This is a genomic window from Amycolatopsis sp. NPDC059021 (assembly GCF_042739895.1).
GTDB lineage: Bacteria > Actinomycetota > Actinomycetes > Mycobacteriales > Pseudonocardiaceae > Amycolatopsis.
Window position 1 is genome coordinate 48,179 of the sequence record NZ_JBHYIQ010000026.1, and the last position, 14,076, is coordinate 62,254.

Sequence of the window (14,076 nt, forward strand, 5' to 3'; positions counted from 1 at the left end):
CCGGTGACCACTGCTCAGATAGGTTACACACCCCTCCGAGGGCCTCCAACAGCACCCCCCTCACGCCCGGCGCAACAGCCTGAGCAGGCGCGGAGATCGCCCGCCGAGCCCTTCCGCCTCGAACGCGGCGATGCCGACCCTGGGCAGTTCCCGGACGGCGGGGTAGACGAGATACCGGGGCACCCAGTGCGGCTGGAACTTGGCGTTGAACCGGTAAAGGCTTTCGATCTGGATCCACCGCGAGAAGAAGTGGATGACCTTCGCGGACAGCCGGGCGACGGGACCGGCCCCGATGCGCTGTCCCTGCTCCATCAATGCCCGGAACGCGGCGAAGTTCAGCGAGACGCTCCGGATGCCGCTGCCGCGGACGGCGAGCAGCAGTTCGGAGATCATCAGCTCGTTGACGCCGTTGTCAGCGGTCCGGTCGCGACGCATGACGTCCAGCGAAAGCCCGTGCTTGCCCCACGGGACGAACTGCAGCACGCCACGGACGCGGCCGTCCTGTTCGGCCGTCACCAGCACCGAACCGCGGTCGCCCATCCGTCCCAGCGCCATCGAGAACCCGCGCTCGGTGTCCGTGCCCCGCCAGTTCGCGGCGAGCACCTCCAGTTCGGCCAGCTCGCCTTCGCGCAGGTCCTCAGCGCGCCGGACCAGCACCTTGTACCCGGCCCGTTTGGTCCGCGACGCCGCCTGCCGCACGCCACGCATGATCCGGCCGTCGAGGGTGAAGGTCTCGACGTCGACCACGGCCTCGTCGCCGATCTCGAGCACCTCGAGGCCGAACCGGGCCCATACCGTGGCTCCCAGCTCGGACGCGCCCATCGCGGCGGGCACCCAGGCGTGCCTGCGGCACACCTCCAGGTACTCCTCGATCGCGCCCGGCCATGCCTCGTGATCGCCCAGCGGGTCGGCCGAGCAGAGTGCGACCCCGGCGATCACGCGGTAGGTGACGGCCGCCTTGCCGGACTTCGAGAACACCACGAACTTGTCCCGCCGCAGCGCGAAGTAGCCCAGCGAATCACGCTCGCCGTGGGCCTCGAGCAGGTCCGCCAGCCGCCGCACCTCGTCGTCGGTCAGCCGGGGCGCCGGTTCGGCGGAACGCAACAGGAAGTAGGCCGCGAGAAGAAGAGCGCCGATCCCGAACAGCAGGCCGATGGCCGCGGACAGGTCCTCCAGCCACATCGCGTGGAACTCCGCCGACCCGCTCGCGCCGAACAGCGCCAGCAGCGACTGCTCGACCCGGTCGCCGAAGGACAGCGGCTCCAGCACAGTGCGCGAGGCGACCGACAGCAGCACCAGGTTGATGACGAACCCGGCGATGTTCAGCTGCAGGAAGACCCGCACGGCACGCCATCGGCCGACGACCGGGTCCGGCTTCGCGATGAAGTAGCGGCGGGTCGCGAGCAGCCCGGTGAGCAGGATCACCGACACGATCCCGGCGCCGATGACGTGCCTGAGCCCCAGGTGCGCCGCGGTCAGCAGCACCGACCCCGCGACCGCGAGCTGCCACGCGCGACGCTTCCGGCGGCGCAGCCCGGCCGCCAGCATCACCAGCAGCACCCCGGACACCAGCGCGACCGTGGCCGCGCCGACCGTCGCCTCCTGCGGCAGTTCCAGCCATTCGGCCAGGTGGCCGCGCAGATTGCGCCGTCCGGCCGGGATCACCACCGACACGATCGCCAGCAACCCGACGATGCGCGTCACCCAGGTGATCACCGCTACCGACGTGGTCCCCGCCAGCTGCCAGGTGTTGTGTGCGCGAGTCCCCGTCACCACGCCTGCAACACCGCGCGCACCGCCATACTTCCCCCGTCTACCCCTTGGCCAGCTCCACGAACGGCGCCAATGCCGCCGGATTCGCCAGCGCGTCCTTGCTCACGGCCCGCTCCGGGGCCACGCCGGAGAGGATTTTCTTCACCGGCACCTCACACTTTTTACCGTTCAGCGTGCGCGGGACTTCAGCCACCACGACGAACCGATCGGGTACATGCCGCGGGGAGAGCGCGCCGCGCAGCTCCTTCCGCAACGCCGGCTCGACGTCGGACAGCTCGGCACCCGGGGCGAGCACGAGGAAGCAGAGCAGCTGCCCGTCGTCGTTCCCGGCGGCCGAAGTGTCGACGACCAGCGAATCGGCGACCTGGTCGAACCCCTCCACCACACGATAGAACTCCGCGGTGCCCATGCGGACCCCGCCACGGTTGAGTGTCGAATCACTCCGGCCGTAGATCACCGCCGAACCGCGGCCGGTGATCCGGATCCAGTCGCCGTGCCGCCACAAGCCGGGGTACATGCCGAAGTACGCTTCGCGCAGCCGCGAGCCGTCCGGGTCGTTCCAGAAGAACACCGGCATCGACGGCATCGGCTCGCTGATCACCAGCTCGCCGACCTCCTCGACGACGGCGTTGCCCGCCTCGTCGAACGCCGACACCGCGGCGCCGAGTGCCCGGCACGACAGCTCACCAAGCCACACCGGGACGTCGGGCGCACCGGCTACGAACGCCGCGCACAGGTCCGTACCACCGGACACCGAGCAGATCTGCACGCTCTTGCCGACCTCGTCGACGATCCAGCGGAACCCCTCGGTGCTCAGCGGGGCGCCCGTGGAGCCCAGCACGCGCAGCGCGGTCAGGTCGTACCGGCTCGCCGGGTGGATCCCGGCCTTGAGACAGCTCTGGACGAACGGCGCGGAGGTGCCGAAGTAGGTCACACGATGCTGTTCGGCCAGGTGCCACAGCACGTTCAGGTCCGGATACCCGGGGCTGCCGTCGAACAGCACGATGGTGGAGCCCGCCAGCAGCCCGGAAATGAGGAAGTTCCACATCATCCAGCCGGTGGTGGTGAACCAGAAGAAGCGATCGCCCGGCCCGAGGTCGCTCTGCAGGACGATCGCCTTCAGATGCTCGACGATGATCCCGCCGTGGCCGTGCACGATGCCCTTGGGCAGGCCGGTCGTCCCGGAGGAATAGAGCACCCACAGGGGATGCGCGAATTCGACCGGCTCGAACTCCAGCTCCGCACCGGCGTGTTCGGCGAGCAGCGTGTCCCAGTCGAGCGCGCCGTCGAGCCTGCCCTCGCCGGCGTAGTCGATGAGCACGGTGGCGGCGAGTGCCGGGATCTGCTCGCGTAGCTGCGTCACCGTGGACCTGACGTCGAACGACCGTCCGTTGTAGACATAGCCGTTGACCGCGATCAGGACCTTGGGCTCGATCTGGGTGAACCGGTCCGCGATCGCCCGGACACCGAAGTCGGGGGAACAAGACGACCAGATCGCGCCCAGGCTCGCGGTGGCGAGGAACGCGATCAGCGTCTGCGGGCAGTTCGGCGCGAGCGCGACGACCCTGTCCCCCTTGCCGACCCCGAGTTCGCGCAGCGCCGCCCTGGCTGCGGCGACCTTCGCCCGCAGCGCGCCGTAGGTCAGCTGCCCGCTTACGCCGTCCTCGCGGTGGAAGATCACCGCGAGCTCGTCATCGCCTTTCGCCGCGCCCGCGACGCCAGGGCTGAGCGCGTGCTCGGCGTAGTTGAGCGTGCCGCCGTCGAACCACTTCGCCGACGGCATCGCCCCGGACAGGACCTCTCGGGGCCGCTCATGCCAGCGCACACCGAGGAACTCGGTGACGGCGGACCAGAACTCCGGTACCTGCCGCACCGAGAACTCCCACAGCGACGCGTAGTCGTCCACCTCGACGCCCCGTTCCCGGCGCAGCCACTGGCGGAAGGCCTCGATCTTGGTGTCGGACACGTGACTCCGGTCGGGTCGCCAGAGCACTTCAGGGGCGTCTGCGGTGTGTGTCACCCCGCGATGTTAACTCCCGCTAACCGCCCCAACCAGGTCTTCGGCCACGGCCCTAAACCGGACGCCGTGGTGCGTTCCGCTCAGCGCAAATGCGCGTCGAACCAGTCGAGCGTGCGCTGCCAGGCTTCCGCTGCGGCGGACGGATCGGCGTCGAAACGGTGGTTGGCACCGGGATAGTGGACGACGTTGGTGACGACACCGGCCGACGCGGCGGCCTCCCGCAGCTGTTCGACTTCGGCGCCGCCCGCCTCGTCACCCGCGTCGCCGTACATGCCGAGCCACGGGCTGGTGAGCCGTCCGGCGATTTCCATCAACGCGGGCAGCTCCGCGACGCGCTGGCCGCCGACGCTCACCGCCGCTCCCAGTCTGCGATGGGACGCGACGACGAGTGCCGCGGTCCCGCCGAGGTCGAAGCCGACGACACCGATGAGATCCGCTTGCACCCCGCGGTCACTGAGCCAGGCGAGCGTGGCGTCGGTGGCATCGAGCAGGTCCTGCTGGGTGAGGTTGTCGCCGTCGAGATGCGGGGTGACGGTGAGCCAGCCTTCGCCGGCAAGGCTCAGCACCAGGAGCCGGACACCGTCATCGACGCCGTCCGCCTCGTGCAGCACCACCAAGCCACCGCGTATCGCGCCGACGGGCTGGGCGAAGGTCAGGCGCAGGGCGCTTCCGTCCGAGCGCGGGTGTTCCACCGTGCTGATCGAGGTCATGTCGCCACTCAAGCACCTCCGGGTGAACAGGGAAACACACTGTGGCAGGCCACCCATGACCAAACCGGCGATAAGACTCTCGCGGGATCGGCGGCCGGAAAGATACGGTGACGGTGCTGTCCCGCCCGACCCGAGGAGCGCCGAAGATGTCGACCGTCTCACCGCGAGCCGATCTCGAATCGTTGCCGAAGTACGTCCCTGGCCGGACGATCCAAGGCGCGATCAAGCTGGCGAGCAACGAGGTACCCGGTGGCGCGCTGCCCAGCGTGGCCAAGGCGCTCGCCGAAGCGGCGACGGGCATCAACCGCTACCCGGACACCGGCTCGCAGGCGCTGCGCGACCGGCTGGCCGGGGAGCTGGCCGTGCCGGTCGAGCGGATCGCGGTCGGCTGTGGCTCGGTTTCACTGTGCCAGCAACTGGTCCAGGCGGTGTGCGAGCCCGGTGACGAGGTCATTTTCGGGTGGCGTTCGTTCGAGGCGTACCCGATCGTCACCCAGGTCGCGAACGCGGTCGGCGTGCGGGTGCCGGTGACGTCCGGGCACGCGCTGGACCTGGACGCGATGCTCGCCGCCATCACGCCCAGGACGCGGCTGATGTTCGTCTGCAATCCGAACAACCCGACCGGGACGGCGCTGCGGCGGGCGGAACTGGAGCGGTTCCTCGACGCGGTCCCCGAGCGCGTCCTCGTGGTGCTCGACGAGGCGTACCGCGAATTCGTCACCGACGCCGACGTGCCGGACGGGATCGAGTTCACACGAAACCGCGACAACGTCACGGTGCTTCGCACCTTCTCCAAGGCGTACGGCCTGGCGGGGCTGCGCATCGGCTACGCGGTGGCGCCGGAGCCGATCGCGGACGCGCTGCGGCAGGTGTACGTCGCGTTCTCGGTCAACATGCTCGCTCAAGTCGCCGCGCTCGCGTCGCTGGACGCCGCCGACGAGCTGATGGCGCGCTGCCGCGACATCATCGGCGAACGGGACCGGGTTCACGCGGCGCTGCTCGAAGCGGGCTACGAGGTGCCGGAAACGCAGGCGAACTTCGTCTGGCTGCCGCTGGGCGAGCGTGCAACGGCGTTCGCCGAGCACCTCCTGGACCGGAAGCTGGTCGTGCGCCCGTTCGCGGGTGACGGTGTCCGGGTCACCATCGGAACACCCGAGGAGAACGACCTCTTCCTCGACGCCGCCCGCGAATTCGCCCGGTAGCGCACGGCTGTATCCCGGCGGTGTTCCCACGCCGCCGGGAACCTTCCGCTACTTGACCAGGAGCTGGATCACCGCAGCGATCCCGACGACGACGATCACCCCGCGCAGGACCGTCGGCGACAGCTTGCGGCCGATCTTCGCGCCCAGCTGGCCGCCGATGGTCGACCCGACGGCCAGCAGCCCGACCACCGGCCAGCTGATCGGCGCGGTGAAGGCGTAGATCAAGCCGGCGACGATGTTCACGACGGCGGCGAGAGCGTTCTTGGTGCCGTTGAGCCGTTGCAACGGCTCGGACAGCAGCATGCCCATGACCGCCATCATCATCACGCCCTGCGCGGCGGTGAAGTAGCCGCCGTAGATGCCGATGAGGAACAGCAGGAACAGCAGCAGCGGCCCCGGCTTGTGCTCGGTGCCGTTGGCCTCACGCCGTTTGGCGACCCACCTCGACACCCGCGGCTGGATGATCACCAGCACCACGGCGAGCCCGACCAGGATGGGCACGACCGTCTCGAACGCGTCCTTCGGCAGCGACAACAGCAGGATCGTCCCGCCTATCGCGCCGAGGAATGACGCGACGCCGAACCGGACGACCTGCGGCCAGTAGCCGACGAGTTCGTGCCGATAACCGATCGCTCCGCTGACCGTGCCCGGTGCGAGGCCGATCGCGTTCGACGTCGTGGCCGTCACCGGCGGGTATCCCAGCGCGACCAGGACAGGGAACGTCACGAGCGTTCCGGACCCGACGACCGTGTTGATGGTGCCCGCCCAGACGCCCGCGACCAAGATGATCACCGCGTGCCACCACGTCATGAAACGCTCACGTCCGGCACCCTAAGCACGGTGATCGGCTGACGCGATGGAGATGTGTCTGGTCAGACACTCATGAGTGGCGCGTCCGCTCGAACACGCAGAACTCGTTTCCCTCCGGATCGGCGACCACGTCCCAGGCGATTTCACCGTCCCGCGCCCTGATCAGCGTCGCACCGGCGGCGACCAGCTCCGCGGTGTCGCCGAAGACGTCCAGATGCATGCGGTTCTTCACGGTCTTGCGTTCGGGTACCGGGTTGATCCAGATGAGCGGCCCCTTCCCGGCCGGGTCGACGATCGGCACGGGCCAGTCCGGCGGGCGCGTGTCACCGGTGAGCGAGTCCCGCCGGACGTAGCCCAGGGCGGCACACCACCAGTCCGCGAGCCGCTGGTGGTCGTTGGCGTCGAGCGCGAGGTCCTTGAAGGTCGCGGGCATGTCCGGATTCAACCAGGACCGCGTGGTCCCGGTTCCGGCTTCGGGCGGACCGATCCGGGGGCAGGGGCCGGTCCGATCCCGTGCGCGCCCGCGACCTGACAGGATGGTGCGGTGGTCGATCCCGGTGAGCCCGGCGTGCACGAGGCGCGCTCGGAACAGGTCTGGAGCGCGACCGTCGATCATCTGCGCACCATGATCGACTCCGGGCAGCTCGCTCCCGGCTCCCGGTTGCCCGCCGAGCGCGTGCTGTGCGAACAGCTCGGCATCAGCCGCGGCTCGCTCCGGCAGGCGCTGCGTGTCCTCGACTCCATCGGCTACGTCCAGATCCGCGCCGGATCGGGCACCTACGTCCGGGAGCAGGAGAGTTCGGGCGACCGGCCGCTGCGCAGCTGGTTCTCCGAGCACGAGCAGCTCGTCGAGAAGCTGTTCGACCTGCGCGCCACGGTCGAACCGACCCTCGCCGAGCGGCTCGCCCATCAGCACACCCCGCGCGTCGTGAGCAAGCTGGAGCACAACGTCGCCGAGATGGAACAGGCCGCCGCCGACGGTGACATGCTCCGCGTGATCGCCACCGACGCCGAATTCCACCGCGTCATCGCCGGGAACGCGGGCAATGACGACGTCGCCGATCTGCTCCGCTCCGTCCTCTCCCTGGTCGGCGAGGAACGCCGCACGGCACTCCGGCTGCCCGGCCAGATCCGCAAGGCCGTCGAGGAGCACCGCGCGATCCTCGACGCCATTCGCCGTTCCGACGCCGCGGCGGCACGCGAACTCACCCTGAAGCACCTGCTGGACGCCAAGACCTACGCCCATGACTACGCGTCCACGACTTCCCCCTCCCCACCGGCTACGGATTCGTCCACAAAGGATTCCTAGACCGTTTTCACCATCCCTCCGTCGATCACGAGATCGGAGCCGCTGATGTTCGGCGCCTTCCCGGAGGCGAGGAACACCACCAGCGCGCCGATCTCCTCGGGCTCGGTGAACCGGCCGGTGGACGAGCCCATCAGCTCCGGCATCCGTTCGACGAGCTCGTCGATCGGTACCCCGGCCTGGACGGCGAGGTGATCACCGACCGAACCCGGTGCCGTCCAGACCTCGGTGCGCACCGGCCCCGGCGAGATCGTGTTGATCCGGACCCCGCGCGGGCCGAACTCCTCGGCCAGTGACTTGCCGAGATTGACCAGGGCGGCCTTCGCCGCCGAGTAGTCGAGCACGGCGACACCGGGCAGGCGCGCGTTCACCGAGCCGATGTTCACCACCTGCCCGCGCCGCTCGAGCATGCCCGGCAGCGCGGCCCTGGTGGCCCGGATGGTGCTGAACAGCGTCAGATCCAGCGTTCGCTGCCACTCTTCGTCACTGACGCTGAGGAACCCGCCCGGCCGGGTGCCTCCGCCACCGACGTTGTTGACCAGCAGGTCGATCCCGCCCAGCTCGGCCAGCGCGTGCCGGATGAGCCGATCGGGCCCGTCCGGGGACGTGAGATCGACGGAGAGCGTCAGCGGGGTCGCCGCCTTCAGCTCTTCGCTCACCGTGCGGGCACCCGCGACGACGCGGTACCCCGCCGCCACCAGCTGCCGCACCACCGCGAGCCCGATCCCCCTGCTCGCTCCGGTCACCACCGCGTTCTTCATCGTTCTCCCTGGTCGACACCATCAAAATGCTTTGCCGGTGTCGATGCTACAGTAAAACGGTTAGGTGGTGTTGCGATGGCATGGGACTGGCAGATCGAGGCCGCCGAGTTCCACCGCGTCCCGGAGCGGTTGGTGCCGGTGTACGACTTCATGAACACGGTCGACGAGCGGACGTTCGGCGGGCGCACGCCGGACGATCGGTTGCCGGACTGGCTCCACGAGCGGGGCGAGTTCACGGCGGCCGAACTCCGGCTCGCCGAGTTGCTGCGAAAGGCGCTGCGCGGGATGGCGACGGTCAACCGCACCGGCGAACCGAACGAAGAGACCGCGCACGACCTCGCACGCGCGGGCGAGGACCTGCCCCTGCACGCCGACGGCCGCTTGCTGTTGCGGCCCTACCAGGAAGGAGTCACCGGAAGCCTCGCCGAACTGCTCGCGACCGTGGTGCTGACCTCGGCCGACGGCAGCTGGAGCCGGATGAAGACCTGCGCCGCCCCGGACTGCGGCTGGGTGTTCTACGACAGGAGCAAGCCACGCAACGGTCGCTGGTGCTCGACGGCCGGCTGCGGGAATCGCGTCAAAACGCGCTCGTACCGCGAGCGGAAGGGAGTACATTCTTCATGAAGTTCTGAAACTTATAACGGGGGTGACCGCAATGGAGAAGGTGCACTTCACCGAGGAAAAGGCGACCATGCTCGCCACGCTGTACGGCCGGGCGCTGGACAGCAGGCTCGACAATCCGATTCTGGGCGATCGGGCGGCCGACGATGCGGTGCGGCAGATCGACTACGACTTCCCGAAGCTGGGACTCACCGGCGAACGGGCCGCGTCCGTGGTGCTGCGGGCGAAGCCGATCGACGACTGGTCCGCCGAGTACCTGCGCGAGCATCCGGACGCGGTCGTGGTGCACCTGGGTTGCGGGATGGACACACGGGTCTACCGGCTCGACCCGCCGCCGACCGTGGAGTGGTTCGACGTCGACTACCCGGAGGTGGTCGAGCTGCGGCGGAAGATCTTCCCCGAGCGCGCGAACTACCACACCATCGGTTCCTCGGTCACCGACTTCGGCTGGCTCGACCTGGTGCCGTCGGACCGTCCGGCGCTGATCGTCGCCGAAGGGCTGACCATGTACCTGACGCCCGAGGGCGGTGAGGAGCTGCTGCGGCGCCTGGTCGCGAAGTTCCCGTCCGGCGAGCTGATCTGCGACATCTTCAGCAGGTGGGGAATCAAGCTGCAGAAGATCAACCCGGTGGTCCGCAAGGCGGGAGCGACGCTGTACTGGGGCGTCGACGACCCGCGGGAGTTCGAGCGGTTCGGCCTGGATCCGGTGTCCGCACTGGACGCTTCGGAGTGGGCGACACCGGAGGTGATGGCGAAGGTGTCCCCGGTCACGAGGATGCAGTTGCGGGCGACCAAGTACTTCCCGCTGATCCGCAAGATGGCCCGGATCGGCCGCTGGCGCTTCTGAGCTGGTCGCGCCCGCGCGGCCGCCGCGGGTGACCGACGCACGCGCGCCGGAACGTCGAACCGATCGGAAGCGGCATCGGTGGCTGTGCCTGTCCTCGCCGCGGCGAAGCCGACACCATACGATCAAGCTCGTGCGCAGGAACGCCGAGCTGGGGAGGTTCCGGGTGGTGCTGCGCACCAGCCTGGGCTTCGCGGCACTGGGCGTCGGTTCGAGCGTCTGCGGGTCGGGCGTGGTGGCGCTGCTGCTGCTCCTGCAGGGGCTGCCGAACGACGTCGGCGACCACGGCTGGGTCCTGGGGCTGACGGCGGCCGGGATCGTGACGCTGTTCCTGCTGGTCGGCACCCTGTGGACCGCGTGGCTCCAGCGGCGCACCGCGGTGTGGTTCGTGCTGGGCCGCCCGCCGACGGAGGCCGAGGCACGGCGCGCGTTGCGGTTGCCGGTCGACATGGCCGTGGTCAGCGGCACCCTGTGGCTGATCGGCACGGTGGTGCTCAGCGTGCTCGCGGGAGTGCTCGGCTCACTGGCCGACGTCGCCGGGATGGCGCTGACGATCGGGCTCGGCGGCCTGACGACGGTCGGACTCACCTACCTCGCGGCCGAGTGGGTCGCGCGGCCGGTGATGACGATCGCGCTGGAGGTGACCCCACCGCAGGGATCGCTGCCGGTCACCGTGCTGACCAGGCTGGTCGTGACCTGGGCACTGGCCAGCGGCGTGCCGTTCGTCGGCGTGCTGGTCGTGGCCACGCCGCCGGACCTCGGCAGCGGCGACCACACCGCGAGCCTGGTGATGCTGTCGGTGATCGGCCTGGTGGTCGGCGCGCTCGGCACCGCGTTGCTGGCGCGGGCGGTCGCGGCACCGCTGCACCGGCTGCGGATCGCGCTCGACCGGATCGCCAAGGGCAGCACGGACGTCGCGGTCGACGTGGACGATTCGAGCGAGATCGGGATGCTCCAGACGTCGGTCAACGAGCTCGCCGCCGGGTTGCGCGAGCAGGACCGCATGCGGGACCTGTTCGGCAGGCACGTCGGGACGGAGGTCGCCCGGCACGCGCTCGAGTACGGCGCTTCGCTGTCCGGCGACGTCCGTGAGGTGACGGCACTGTTCGTCGACGTCGTCGATTCGACCGCGCTGGCCTATCACACGCCACCGGAGGAACTGGTCGGCAAGCTGAACCGGCTCTTCGCCAGCGTCGTCGACGCGGTGAACGCGCGCGGTGGGCTGGTGAACAAGTTCCAGGGTGACGCGGCGCTGTGCGTCTTCGGCGCGCCCACGCGGCACGCGGACGCGCCGACGGCGGCGCTGGCGGCTGCGCGCGCCATCCGCGACGCCGTCCGGGACGCCGGGGAGCTCGACCTCGGAATCGGGGTGGCGAGCGGGCAGGTGTTCGCGGGGCAGCTCGGCACGAGCAGCCGGCTCGAGTACACGGTCATCGGCGACGCGGTGAACGAGGCCGCCCGGCTGACCGAGCACGCGAAGTCGGTGCCGTCGCGCATCCTGGCGAGCGACGCGGTGATCGGCGCGGCGCTGAACAGTGAGCGGGAGCGGTGGTCGAAGCACGGCGAGACCGTGCTCCGCGGACGTCAGGAACCCACCATCACCTGGACCTGCTGAGCCGCCGGCACCAGGACGGCCTGCCCCAGGTTTCGGGACAGCCGGCCTGATCCGCCGGGAGTCTCAGCCGGGGACGACGTCCGGCCAGCGCAGCAGCGTCGAGCCCCAGGTCAGCCCGGCACCGAACGCGCTGAGCAGCACGCGGTGCCCGGACTCGAGGGTGCCGTCCGCGCAGGCGTCGGCCAGCGCGAGCGGGATCGACGCCGCGCTGGTGTTCCCGACGCGCTGGATGTTGGCCACCACGGCGTCGACGGGCAGGCCGAGCTGTTTCGCCGTCGACTGCAGGATCCGGATGTTCGCCTGGTGCCCGACGAACCGGTCGACGTCCCCGACCATCCAGCCGGCCTGTTCCAGCACGGCGCGGGAGGACTCCGCCATGCGCGCGCACGCGTGCCGGAACACCGCGGTGCCCTGCATGACGAGGTAGTGGTCTCGCGGGTCGGCCGAGTTCCGGTGCTTCGAACCGCCCGCCTCGACCCACAGCAGCTCGGCCAGCTCGCCCTCGCTGTGCAGGTCGAACGGTCCGAACGCGCCGGGCTCGTCCGGCAGACCGGCGCGCAGCACCACGGCGCCCGCGCCGTCGCCGAAGATCGGCACGGTCGTCCGGTCCTCCGGATCCACCAGGGAGGTGAAGGTGTCCGCACCGATCACCAGCACTCGTCGCGCAACGCCACCAGCGATCAGTCCGCCACCGGTGGCCAGCGCGTAGACGAAGCCGCTGCAGACCGCATTGAGGTCGAAAGCCGCGACACCGTCGAGCCCCAGCCGGCTCGCGACCTGGGGTGCGCTCGCCGGGCACAGCTGGTCGGCCGTGGAAGTCGCGAGCACGACAGCGTCGACCGCTTCCGAGCCGGCGAGACCGGCCGAAGCCAGCGCCCGGCGACCGGCGGCGACCGCCAGGTCCACAGTGGACTCACCGGGCCCCGAGACCCGTCGCTCGGCAATTCCGGTACGGGTCCGAATCCATTCGTCGGAGGTATCCAGCCGACTGGTGATTTCGTGGTTGTCGAGAACCTTGACGGGCAGCGAGGCGCCGAGCCCGGCCAGTACGGCGGCCCGGCCAGGGGCTTGCGTCGACACTGGGAATCCTCCCGGACGGTGGACAACACGGCAGGCCACTTGTATGTCCTACCCCTCGGTAGACCGGTCAGTTGTGTTCCATGTCACCGGAAATGCCCTGAACGGGTGCATACGGGGCGGCTCACCCACCGGGTGAGCGGCACTAAACACGAGGCGCTTTCGCGGCCCGCCCGGTTAGCCTGAAGCGTGCACTCTCCTGACCTCGACCACCTCGATCTGGCCATCCTCGCCTGCCTTCAAGAAGACGCCCGGACCATCGCCGAAACGATCGGCGCCAAGGTCGGCCTGTCCGCCGCCGCGGTGCAGCGGCGGATCAAGCGGCTACGGGAGTCCGGGGTCATCGAACGCGAAGTGGCGGTGCTGTCGCCGCGAGCGCTCGGGCTGTCGATGACGTTCGTGGTGCTGGTCGAGATGGAGCGGGAGAACCTGGCGGTGCTCGACGCGTTCCGGCGGCAGGTACTCGCCGAGGAGCACGTACAGCAGTGCTACTACGTCACCGGCACGGCCGACTTCGTCCTGGTGGTGACCGCCGTGGACATGGCGGGGTTCGAGACGTTCACGCGCCGGATGTTCTTCGAGAACCCCAACGTGCGGCACTTCACCACCAGCGTCGCGATGGACCGCGTGAAGGTCGGGCTCACCCTGCCGCTGACCGGCGGCACCTGACCCGCCGGGTGTCCATTGTGGTCACCACGGGTATCCGCGCGGACGCAAGGGGTATGTGTCCGGTGTTACACCACTGTGGACGGATGCAACCGATCGCGTGAACGTGGCGGTTTCGCCGTCACGAGCGCCGGGCTCGTACATCTCCTTGCCGACAAGTTCGCGCCGCGCGAACCACGAGGAACACCAGGAGTGGCCGTGCACACCGATGCCGTACACCAGAGCCAGTTCGTGTTGCTGAACGAGAGCACCACGCCCGTGCTGTCCCGCCTGTCCTACCGCGCCGACGAGCCGTTCGCGGTAACCGTCTCGTTCCGGACCGAGCGTGGCCGGTGGATCGAGTGGACGTTCGCGCGTGACCTTCTCGTGACCGGACTGGTCAAGCCGGCGGGCATCGGCGACGTCCGGATCCGCCCCGACCTGTCCGAGGACGACGCGCTGCTGACGCTGGAAATCGAGTCACCGGACGGCTATGCGTCGTTCGAGCTGGAGCGCGAAGACGTCCAGACGTTCCTCGACTCGTCCTACGAACTCGTGCCGCTCGGGATGGAGAGCGAGCACTTCGACGTCGACGGGCTGATCGACGAGATCAGCAACGTCTGACCCGACCTCCCATTCCCGCGGCGAGGAAAACGAGGGGGCGGGTTTGAGTGCGCTGGAGGCACTCAAAC

At 69.4% G+C, this 14,076-nt stretch carries 14 protein-coding genes; 7 read left to right on the forward strand and 7 right to left on the reverse strand.

Features of this window, described 5'->3' with window-relative positions:
* Positions 1 to 60 precede the first annotated feature (60 nt).
* The 3 genes from ACFWX1_RS17760 to ACFWX1_RS17770 form a co-directional block, all read right to left on the reverse strand.
* Complete coding sequence (locus ACFWX1_RS17760) at positions 61 to 1,776, reverse strand: phosphatidylglycerol lysyltransferase domain-containing protein (protein WP_378388493.1); 1,716 nt, start codon at positions 1,774 to 1,776, stop codon at positions 61 to 63.
* Positions 1,777 to 1,813: 37 nt separating this feature from the next.
* On the reverse strand, positions 1,814 to 3,793 hold the full coding sequence (locus ACFWX1_RS17765; RefSeq protein ID WP_378388495.1) for an acetoacetate--CoA ligase: 1,980 nt from the start codon (positions 3,791 to 3,793) through the stop codon (positions 1,814 to 1,816).
* A gap of 80 nt (positions 3,794 to 3,873) precedes the next feature.
* Positions 3,874 to 4,503, reverse strand: coding sequence for a dienelactone hydrolase family protein (locus ACFWX1_RS17770; protein WP_378388497.1), 630 nt, complete (start codon positions 4,501 to 4,503; stop codon positions 3,874 to 3,876).
* Positions 4,504 to 4,649: 146 nt separating this feature from the next.
* On the opposite strand from ACFWX1_RS17770, the gene hisC reads away from it, so the two are divergent.
* The gene (gene hisC / locus ACFWX1_RS17775; RefSeq protein ID WP_378388499.1) at positions 4,650 to 5,705 is read left to right on the forward strand and encodes a histidinol-phosphate transaminase; all 1,056 of its coding nucleotides are present in this window, start codon (positions 4,650 to 4,652) and stop codon (positions 5,703 to 5,705) included.
* Between the two features lie 48 nt (positions 5,706 to 5,753).
* On the opposite strand, the gene ACFWX1_RS17780 is transcribed toward hisC, so the two are convergent.
* Together ACFWX1_RS17780 and ACFWX1_RS17785 are read right to left on the reverse strand one after the other, a co-directional pair.
* The gene (locus ACFWX1_RS17780; protein ID WP_378388501.1) at positions 5,754 to 6,515 is read right to left on the reverse strand and encodes a sulfite exporter TauE/SafE family protein; all 762 of its coding nucleotides are present in this window, start codon (positions 6,513 to 6,515) and stop codon (positions 5,754 to 5,756) included.
* A 70-nt stretch (positions 6,516 to 6,585) separates the two neighbouring features.
* Positions 6,586 to 6,948, reverse strand: a complete 363-nt coding sequence (locus tag ACFWX1_RS17785) for a VOC family protein (protein WP_378388503.1) — start codon at positions 6,946 to 6,948, stop codon at positions 6,586 to 6,588.
* A gap of 111 nt (positions 6,949 to 7,059) precedes the next feature.
* Here ACFWX1_RS17785 and ACFWX1_RS17790 point away from each other — a divergent pair, with 111 nt between their 5' ends.
* Entirely contained in the window at positions 7,060 to 7,824 is a 765-nt protein-coding gene (locus ACFWX1_RS17790; RefSeq protein WP_378388505.1) for a FadR/GntR family transcriptional regulator, read from the forward strand.
* On the opposite strand, the gene ACFWX1_RS17795 is transcribed toward ACFWX1_RS17790, so the two are convergent.
* Complete coding sequence (locus tag ACFWX1_RS17795) at positions 7,821 to 8,582, reverse strand: SDR family NAD(P)-dependent oxidoreductase (protein WP_378388507.1); 762 nt, start codon at positions 8,580 to 8,582, stop codon at positions 7,821 to 7,823. The two genes, ACFWX1_RS17790 and ACFWX1_RS17795, sit on opposite strands and share 4 nt — an antisense overlap.
* 75 nt (positions 8,583 to 8,657) lie before the next feature.
* Here ACFWX1_RS17795 and ACFWX1_RS17800 point away from each other — a divergent pair, with 75 nt between their 5' ends.
* The 3 genes from ACFWX1_RS17800 (at position 8,658) to ACFWX1_RS17810 (ending at position 11,662) form a co-directional block, all read left to right on the forward strand.
* Positions 8,658 to 9,206 carry a CGNR zinc finger domain-containing protein gene (locus ACFWX1_RS17800; protein WP_378388509.1) on the forward strand — a complete coding sequence of 183 codons (549 nt, stop codon included), beginning with the start codon at positions 8,658 to 8,660 and terminating at the stop codon, positions 9,204 to 9,206.
* A 31-nt stretch (positions 9,207 to 9,237) separates the two neighbouring features.
* Positions 9,238 to 10,050, forward strand: coding sequence for a class I SAM-dependent methyltransferase (locus tag ACFWX1_RS17805; RefSeq protein ID WP_378388511.1), 813 nt, complete (start codon positions 9,238 to 9,240; stop codon positions 10,048 to 10,050).
* Positions 10,051 to 10,180: 130 nt separating this feature from the next.
* A complete protein-coding gene (locus ACFWX1_RS17810) occupies positions 10,181 to 11,662 on the forward strand; it encodes an adenylate/guanylate cyclase domain-containing protein (protein ID WP_378388513.1) in 1,482 nt (493 codons plus the stop codon).
* A gap of 63 nt (positions 11,663 to 11,725) precedes the next feature.
* On the opposite strand, the gene ACFWX1_RS17815 is transcribed toward ACFWX1_RS17810, so the two are convergent.
* A complete protein-coding gene (locus ACFWX1_RS17815; RefSeq protein WP_378388515.1) occupies positions 11,726 to 12,742 on the reverse strand; it encodes a beta-ketoacyl-ACP synthase III in 1,017 nt (338 codons plus the stop codon).
* Positions 12,743 to 12,928: 186 nt separating this feature from the next.
* Between ACFWX1_RS17815 and ACFWX1_RS17820 the strand changes: the two genes are divergently transcribed.
* Together ACFWX1_RS17820 and ACFWX1_RS17825 are read left to right on the forward strand one after the other, a co-directional pair.
* The gene (locus ACFWX1_RS17820) at positions 12,929 to 13,408 is read left to right on the forward strand and encodes an Lrp/AsnC family transcriptional regulator (RefSeq protein WP_378388517.1); all 480 of its coding nucleotides are present in this window, start codon (positions 12,929 to 12,931) and stop codon (positions 13,406 to 13,408) included.
* A gap of 195 nt (positions 13,409 to 13,603) precedes the next feature.
* Entirely contained in the window at positions 13,604 to 14,008 is a 405-nt protein-coding gene (locus ACFWX1_RS17825) for an SsgA family sporulation/cell division regulator (protein WP_378388519.1), read from the forward strand.
* Positions 14,009 to 14,076: the final 68 nt, after the last annotated feature.